4 protein-coding genes, 1 tRNA gene, 2 rRNA genes, 1 pseudogene and 1 other annotated feature (1 of these 9 cut by a window edge) are annotated in these 6,052 nt (G+C 61.0%); of the genes and pseudogenes, 4 read left to right on the top strand and 4 right to left on the bottom strand.

Annotated features, from left to right (window positions below):
• The 3 genes from TabM4_RS18265 to TabM4_RS18255 form a co-directional block, all read left to right on the top strand.
• Positions 1-1,131 (top strand): 23S ribosomal RNA (locus tag TabM4_RS18265) (it extends 1,717 nt beyond the left edge of the window).
• 114 nt (positions 1,132-1,245) lie between these two features.
• A 5S ribosomal RNA gene (gene rrf, locus TabM4_RS18260) occupies positions 1,246-1,360 on the top strand.
• A gap of 65 nt (positions 1,361-1,425) precedes the next feature.
• Positions 1,426-1,502: transfer RNA gene (locus tag TabM4_RS18255), tRNA-Met, on the top strand.
• 80 nt (positions 1,503-1,582) lie between these two features.
• Here the strand turns inward: TabM4_RS18255 and TabM4_RS18250 are convergent.
• Together TabM4_RS18250 and TabM4_RS18245 are read right to left on the bottom strand one after the other, a co-directional pair.
• The gene (locus TabM4_RS18250; protein ID WP_434615697.1) at positions 1,583-1,759 is read right to left on the bottom strand and encodes a hypothetical protein; all 177 of its coding nucleotides are present in this window, start codon (positions 1,757-1,759) and stop codon (positions 1,583-1,585) included.
• A 53-nt stretch (positions 1,760-1,812) separates the two neighbouring features.
• Positions 1,813-2,969 (bottom strand): IS3 family transposase gene (locus TabM4_RS18245; RefSeq protein WP_434622169.1). Its coding sequence is split into 2 segments (ribosomal slippage): positions 1,813-2,738 and positions 2,738-2,969, totalling 1,158 coding nucleotides; the frame shifts between segments, so codons are not numbered across the junction.
• 8 nt (positions 2,970-2,977) lie between these two features.
• Between TabM4_RS18245 and TabM4_RS18240 the strand changes: the two are divergent.
• Positions 2,978-4,150 (top strand): annotated as a pseudogene (locus tag TabM4_RS18240) (transposase); the annotation flags it as partial.
• Positions 3,259-3,375 (top strand) — a sequence feature (AL1L pseudoknot). It overlaps the preceding pseudogene by 117 nt.
• Positions 4,151-4,466: 316 nt before the next feature.
• On the opposite strand, the gene TabM4_RS18235 reads toward TabM4_RS18240, so the two are convergent.
• Positions 4,467-5,261 carry a peptidylprolyl isomerase gene (locus TabM4_RS18235; RefSeq protein WP_434615694.1) on the bottom strand — a complete coding sequence of 265 codons (795 nt, stop codon included), beginning with the start codon at positions 5,259-5,261 and terminating at the stop codon, positions 4,467-4,469.
• 5 nt (positions 5,262-5,266) lie between these two features.
• Positions 5,267-6,052 carry a respiratory nitrate reductase subunit gamma gene (gene narI / locus TabM4_RS18230; RefSeq protein ID WP_434615691.1) on the bottom strand — a complete coding sequence of 262 codons (786 nt, stop codon included), beginning with the start codon at positions 6,050-6,052 and terminating at the stop codon, positions 5,267-5,269.

Genomic DNA, 6,052 nt, shown 5'->3' with positions numbered 1-6,052 from the left:
GGGGGGCACAAACTAGGGGGTGGCGACTGTTTACTTAAAACACAGGGCTCTGCGAAGCCGTAAGGCGACGTATAGGGTCTGACGCCTGCCCGGTGCTGGAAGGTTAAAAGGAGGGGTGCAAGCTCCGAATTGAAGCCCCAGTAAACGGCGGCCGTAACTATAACGGTCCTAAGGTAGCGAAATTCCTTGTCGGGTAAGTTCCGACCTGCACGAATGGCGTAACGATCTCCCCGCTGTCTCTAACGTGGACTCAGCGAAATTGAACTGTGTGTCAAGATGCACACTACCCGCGGTTAGACGGAAAGACCCCATGAACCTTTACTCCAGCTTTGCACTGGCATCAGGATTGTGATGTGCAGGATAGGTGGTAGGCATCGAAGCAGGGACGCCAGTCTCTGTGGAGCCTCCCTTGAGATACCACCCTTCGCACTCTTGATGTCTAACCGCGGCCCGTCATCCGGGTCCGGGACCATGCATGGTGGGGAGTTTGACTGGGGCGGTCGCCTCCCAAACAGTAACGGAGGCGCGCGAAGGTTGGCTCAGAGCGGTCGGAAATCGCTCGTTGAGTGCAATGGCAGAAGCCAGCCTGACTGCAAGACTGACAAGTCGAGCAGAGACGAAAGTCGGCCATAGTGATCCGGTGGTCCCAAGTGGGAGGGCCATCGCTCAACGGATAAAAGGTACTCTGGGGATAACAGGCTGATGATGCCCAAGAGTCCATATCGACGGCATCGTTTGGCACCTCGATGTCGGCTCATCTCATCCTGGGGCTGGAGCAGGTCCCAAGGGTATGGCTGTTCGCCATTTAAAGAGGTACGTGAGCTGGGTTTAGAACGTCGTGAGACAGTTCGGTCCCTATCTGCCGTGGGTGTAGGAGACTTGAGAAGAGTTGCCCCTAGTACGAGAGGACCGGGGTGAACGTTCCACTGGTGGACCAGTTGTCGTGCCAACGGCAGTGCTGGGTAGCTATGAACGGACAGGATAACCGCTGAAGGCATCTAAGCGGGAAGCCCCCTTCAAAACAAGGTCTCCCTTGAGGGCCGTGGAAGACCACCACGTCGATAGGCCGGAGGTGTAAGCGCAGCAATGCGTTCAGCTGACCGGTACTAATTGCCCGATAGGCTTGATTTGATCCAGAAACAGCAAGGCTGTCTGACATCAAAAGCAATCTTGGAACAATGAAAACACTGATGAAGCGCCGCCATGCAGCGACAGCTGCATGCGTGGGGCGTGTTTCTTCCTCGGTTTGGTGGTCATAGCACGAGCAAAACACCCGGTCCCATCCCGAACCCGGCCGTTAAGTGCCGTCGCGCCAATGGTACTCCGTCTCAAGACGTGGGAGAGTAGGTCACCGCCAAACCTAGAAAGAAACACATAAAACTCCCTCCAAACGATCACAAAATCCCCCAATCAGACACCACCTGTCGCGGGGTGGAGCAGCCCGGTAGCTCGTCAGGCTCATAACCTGAAGGCCGCAGGTTCAAATCCTGCCCCCGCAACCAAATTTCTAAATGATATCAGATGCTTAGAGCCCGACGTAAACCGTCGGGCTTTTGGCGTTCCGGTTTACATCAACGCCACATCAACACCACACCCGAAAAACCGCACCAGCACGCATAAGCGGGCAGGCGCAGGCAGCGACGGGCAACTCGCAGTTGCGCACCTCCTTGCTTCCGGCCATCATCGGCCCGTAGTTCCAGACGGTGAATTGACGACGACGGATTTTGCCCTCGGCTTCCTGACCTTGGAACGTCACCATTCGGCGAGGCAGGCGGCGATACGATGCAACAGGACTGCTCTGACCCCCTTTACTCATCCACCTGAAACCAGAGCCGATGGTTGAAATTGGCGCGGTTGCGCGTTGTGAGCAATGGGCGAGCGGCGGAGCGTTTCCGTTTCGAGAAGCCGGTCGCCCATTGCGGTGAGTTTGGCAGCATAGGCTGCGGGTGTGAGATAGCCGAGCGCGGAGTGCGGCCTGGTTGCGTTGTAATCAGCGACCCAGCGCGCGACGGCAGATCGTGCGTGGTCGAGGCCAAAAAACAGCGTCTCATTCAAGAGTTCGTCCCTCATCTTGGAATTGAAGGCTTCGCAGATTCCGTTCTGCATGGGCTTTCCCGGTGCGATGAAGTGCCAAGGCACCCCTGCGTCTTCGCTCCAGGCCAGCATCGCATTGGAAGTGAACTCCGTGCCGTGGTCGCTGACGATGAGTCCAGGCTTGCCGCGCCGCTCAATCAACGTTGTGAGTTCCCTTGCAACGCGGCGACCTGAGATGGAGGTATCGACGACCGCAGCCAGGCACTCCTTCGTTACATCGTCGATGCCGTTGAAGATGCGGAAGCGCCTACCATGCGCGAACTGGTCATGGACGAAATCGACAGACCAGCGTGCATTCGGCATGACCACGCTCAGCAAGGGTGCGCGTGTGCCACTGGCCTTCTTGCGGCCCTTCCGCTTTCGCACGGACAGGCCTTCCTCACGGTAGATCCGTTGCGTCTTCTTGAGGTTCACCGAATGGCCTTCTCGCCGCAGCAAGACATGCAGCCGCCGATAGCCGAAGCGGCGCCTCTTGCTCGCCAGCGTCCGCAGGCGCTCGCGCAGATCGGTATCGTCTGGTCGGCAGCTGCGATATCGGATGGAGGTCCGGTCCGCTCCGACCACGGAACACGCCCGCCGCTCGCTCATCTCGTGATGCTCCACAAGGATCGCGACGGCTTCGCGCCTAGCGGCGGGCGTTACCACTTTCGCGACAGCAAATCCTTCAAGGCAGCCTGATCCAAAAGCGACTCTGCCAACAACCGCTTCAGACGGGCGTTCTCGTCCTCAAGCTGCTTCAGGCGCTTCGCGTCCGAAACATCCATGCCGCCAAACTTGGCCTTCCACGCGTAAAAGGTCGCTTCCGACATCCCGTGCTTGCGGCACAGTTCTGAACCGTTCCGGGTTTGCCGGAGGCTCCAACTCCTGAGTAGGATGGAGCATCATGAGCAAAACGACGAACAAGTTTTCCCCCGAAGTGCGTGAACGCGCGGTGCGTTTAGTCCTCGACAACGAGGGTCAGCATGGCTCGCGGTGGCAGGCGATCATGTCGATTTCAGCGAAGATCGGTTGTTCGGGGCATACCCTGAACGAATGGGTCAAGAAGGCCGAGGTCGACAGCGGCAAGCGTGCAGGCCTCTCCAGCGAGATGGCCGAGCGCATGAAGGCCTTGGAACGCGAGAACCGTGAACTGCGCCAAGCCAACGAGATCCTTCGCAAGGCGTCAGCGTATTTTGCGATGGCGGAGCTCGACCGCCGGTCGAAGTGATGGTGGGTTTCATCGATGCGCATCGCAATGCGCACGGGGTCGAGCCGATCTGCAACGTGCTGCCGATCGCCCCGTCCACCTATTACGATCACCTGGCGAAGCGGGCCGACCCGACGCGTCTTTGAGGAGAACTGGAGCGTCTACGGCGCCCGCAAGGTCTGGCGGCAGTTGCGACGTGAAGGCTTCGACGTGGCCCGCTGCACCGTGTCCAGGCTGATGAAGGTCATGGGTATTCAAGGCATTATCCGCGGCAAGCCGCAGAAGACGACGATTCCTGACAAAAAGCTGCCTTGCCCGCTGGACCGCGTGAACCGCCAGTTCCGTGTGCCTGCGCCCAATATGCTTTGGGTGTCGGATTTCACCTATGTCGCAACCTGGAAAGGGTTCGCCTATGTGGCATTCGTCATCGACGCCTATGCCCGCAGGATCGTCGGCTGGCGTGTCAGCACCTCCCCTCATGCCGGATTTGTCCTCGATGCCCTGGAACAGGCCGTCCATGAACGCCGGCCGGTCAAGGGCATGGGGCTGGTCCATCATTCTGATCGTGGATCGCAATACCTGTCGATCAAGTACACCGAACGACTGGCCGAGGCAGGCATCGAGCCTTCCGTGGGCAGCGTCGGTGACAGCTACGACAACGCCCTGGCCGAGACGATCAACGGCCTCTTCAAAGCCGAAGTCATCCACCGCCGTGGCCCGTGGCGCAGCTTCGAAGCCGTCGAATATGCAACCCTCGAATGGGTGGACTGGTTCAACAACCGACGCCTGCTGGAGCCCATTGGGAACATCCCACCCGCAGAAGCCGAAGCCAATTTCTACGCGGCTCTGGAAATCGAGCCCAAGGCCGCGTAACGAACGAAAATTAGCCTCCGGCAAACCCGGCGCGGTTCATTCCGTCGTCTTCGCCCCAGCCTCCTGCTCTCGCAAAATCCCAATGATCTGCTCTTCCGTGAACTTCGATCTCTTCATGTCCGATCCTCTCAGTGGGCCGGACTCTAGCATCAGATGGAGGAGTTATCGGGGGTCAGAGCACTAGACGTTTGCTCCCCACTGACGCCGCCACGATCCCGCGTGGCGGCGCTTCTTTTGTGGTAAGTCGCAGGGCCCTCATGGCCGGGCCGCCGCGGGCCGGTGGTGTGGCCGCTGGCGGATGCTCTCAATGTGCTCAGATCGGCGCGAGGCTTGCGCCGGTAATCCGCGCGCCTGCCGCCAGATGTTCCACGAAGCCGCGCGAGGCGCGCGCCCATGCCGCCTTCTCCAAGGCCTCGGCGATTCGGGGGCGCAGGCTTTCGAAGGGAAGGACCTGCCCCGCTGCCGTGGCGTTCAGCCGGATGATGTGCCAGCCGTGCCGCGAGAGGACGGGTGCGGGCGTGATGCCGCCCTCGGGCAGGCCGCGCAGGGCGGCCTCGAATTCCGGGACCGTGTCGCCGGGGCCAATTTGCCCCAGATGCCCGCCCGCCGCCTTCGATCCGCAATCGCTTTGCCGTGCCGCGCTGGCAAAGCCCTTCGCATCGCCCTCCAGCCCGGCGAGGATGCCCCTCGCACGCGCCTGCGCCGCCTCGCGCGCGATCACGTCGCGCGGATCGCAGGCGACGAGGATATGCGACACATCCCACAGGGGCGCGCTGCGATAGCGCGCCGGGTCCTTCGCCCATTCGGCGCGCACCTCCTCTTCCCTCACGGGCGCGATGGTCAGCGCCTGTTCCAGCAGAGCGCGGATCAACGCCTCGTCTTCGGTTTCGAACCGCCCCGGCGCGAGTTCGAGAGGGTCGGGCACCAACCCGCGACGCCGCGCCTCTTGCAGCAGAAGCGCCCTGATGGCCAGTGCCTGCGCCGCCTTGCGCCAAGCGATGCCCGGCTTGTCCTTGGGGGCGCTGTGGTTCTGGGCCTCGGCGGCGATGGCCGCCAAGGGGATGGTTTCGCCGTTCACCACGACATCGGGAAAAAGGGCTGCGTTCATCGCGGTCACTCCGCCGGGGTGGTGGATGAGGGGCCGCGCTGGGCCTGTCGCCTGTCAAAGGCGCGGCGGCGGTCCTCAAGCGGGCGGCGGCGGCGGGAGCGGACGATCTGATAGCCGGACCGCGCCAGCAGATAGCGGAAGGGCGCGGCAAAGCCCGACCAGATATGAACCAGCCGCGTGAAGGGGAACAGCATGGTGATGACCAGCCCAAGGAAGATGTGCAGCTTGAACAGCCAATGCACGTCGACCACCGTCACCCATGCGTTGACGTTCCATGTCACCACGCTTTGCGACCATTCCATGAAGCGGATCATCTCTGCCCCGTCCATGTGCTGCAGCGATTGGGTGATCGTCAGCAGGCCGATGGCAAGCTGCATCCAGATCAGGATCATGATCAGGATGTCCAGCGTGGTGGAGGTCGCGCGGATGCGCGGGTCCGTCAAACGTCGATGGATCAGCATCGTGCCCCCGATCAGTGCGGCAAGGCCCGCCGGACCGCCGATCAGCACGGCCATCCACTGCTTCAGCCCATAGGGAACGCCCAGCGCATCCAGCACCCAGACCGGGGTGAAGAGGCCGACGAGATGCCCGAAGAACACCGTCAGGATGCCGACATGGAACAGGATCGACCCCCAGATAAGCTGCGTGCGCCGCAAAAGCTGACTTGACGAGGATTTCCAGGTGAAGGGGTCGCGTTCATAGCGCGCGATCGATCCCACCAGAAACACGGTCAGCGCGACATAGGGCATGACCCCGAAGATGACGAAGTCGATGTCAAAGCTCTCGAACAT

This window comes from Tabrizicola sp. M-4 (genome assembly GCF_051132405.1).
GTDB lineage: Bacteria > Pseudomonadota > Alphaproteobacteria > Rhodobacterales > Rhodobacteraceae > Paragemmobacter.
The sequence above is the reverse complement of the archived record's forward strand: the minus strand, read 5'-3'. Positions and strand labels throughout refer to the sequence as shown.

Bases quoted from the DNA above. Each gene is read 5' to 3' on its own strand.
- TabM4_RS18250 (WP_434615697.1), bottom strand. From the start codon at position 1,759: ATGGTGACGTTCCAAGGTCAGGAAGCCGAGGGCAAAATCCGTCGTCGT.
- TabM4_RS18235 (WP_434615694.1), bottom strand. From the start codon at position 5,261: ATGAACGCAGCCCTTTTTCCCGATGTCGTGGTGAACGGCGAAACCATC.
- narI (WP_434615691.1), bottom strand. From the start codon at position 6,052: ATGTTCGAGAGCTTTGACATCGACTTCGTCATCTTCGGGGTCATGCCC.